Below are 1,463 nucleotides of genomic sequence, written 5' to 3' on the forward strand. Positions count from 1 at the left end.
CCCTCGGGCTACAGCCACGTTCTCGCGCGCTCGGACACGCACGACTTCACGCTGCTGCACAAGCCGTACTCGGCCGAGCAGCTGAGCCGCCTCCTGCATCAGATGCTGGGCCGCCGGCCTTGCGTGCGAATGGACGCTCCCTGTGCGGGGGAGACCTGGGAATACTCGGACATCGACGACCGCGGCGGCCTGTTGCGGCTGAAATACGATTTGGCCGACCACGTCACGCTGTTCGGCAATGTCGGCGGCGGGCTGACCGGCGTCGAGCGCTCCTTCGCCTCGGCGCCGACCATCACCAACGGCCGTGGCGACACCAGCGCGACCCCGTAATTCCACAAGCCTCGGCGTCGACCGCCTGAGCGTCGAGGGCGGCGCCCGGGTCGCATTCGAGACCGGTATCGCGTTCGAGACCGGTTTCGTGCGGCACGCCCTCGTCGTGCAGGCGTCCCTCTCCCACGAGGAGGCCGCGCGCCGCCTGTCGGCCGGGCGCGGCAGCTACCGGTCGAACCTCTACGACCCGGTGCTGGTCCCGCCCTCGGCGAGCCGGGCCGATCGATGCCGCACGGCTCATCCGGGATTCCCCGCCGATCAACCCCGGACCGGATGCGAAAGCCGCACAGCCGCTCGATCGCAGCGGAACCGGGCCCGCCCGACCCATTCCTCCGCTCATTCATCAGCGGGGGACTGGTATCACTCCGACAGTGATCAATGGCCTCATAGAAACGAGGCTCGCCTTGCTTGACATGCGATCGATGCGGCGCGTCGCGATTTATTGGGCGATCGTCGAAATTTTCTCTCATGCACGGCGATAGTTGAAAACTCTGCTCATGTCTGCGGGCGCAATCGCGGAAATTTGTTGATGGACGCATATCGGCAGTGCGGGACAGTCAAGCCGCATTCGCACCGACCGGCTTTAACCATCCATTAACCATATCGCCACAACACTGAGTAGCAACATCGAATGCCTGCACGGATATCGCGCAATCCGGGCCCCCACGCCGTGCGGGGTCCAGAGTGGGGGAAGAGGCGTGAGCGAACCTTCGACGAGTTCAGAGTTTCTTCCATCGGACGGCACGTCGAACGAGGCGAATCCGGATCGCCCTCAAAAATTGATCGAATGGCTGCTTGCAGGGTTCGGACTGATTCTTACGCTGATCTTCGTGACGGTTCTGCTCGAACCGAAAGGACAGGCGATCCTCGCGGTCGTATGTTTCGGTTTGTTCTTGCTGGCGAACCGCCGGCGCGGCCGTGGCACCACCGTCTTCCTGGCCGTACTCTCGGTTCTCACCTCCTTCCGCTACATGTTCTGGCGGGTGACGGACACGCTCACCATCGAACTGTCGATCGAGAGCTTCCTCGGCCTGCTGCTGATCATCGCGGAATGCTACGCCGTCACGATCCTGGTGCTCGGCTACATCCAGAACATCTGGCCCCTCAACCGCAAGCCGGTCCCATTGCCGGCC

2 pseudogenes are annotated in these 1,463 nt (G+C 63.6%); both read left to right on the plus strand.

Annotated elements, in window-relative coordinates:
- Positions 1-330 (plus strand): annotated as a pseudogene (locus tag QR78_RS33725) (hypothetical protein); the annotation flags it as partial.
- Between the two features lie 698 nt (positions 331-1,028).
- Positions 1,029-1,463 (plus strand): annotated as a pseudogene (locus QR78_RS31405) (hypothetical protein); the annotation flags it as partial.

Source organism: Methylobacterium indicum (genome assembly GCF_001043895.1).
Taxonomy (GTDB): Bacteria; Pseudomonadota; Alphaproteobacteria; order Rhizobiales; family Beijerinckiaceae; genus Methylobacterium; species Methylobacterium indicum.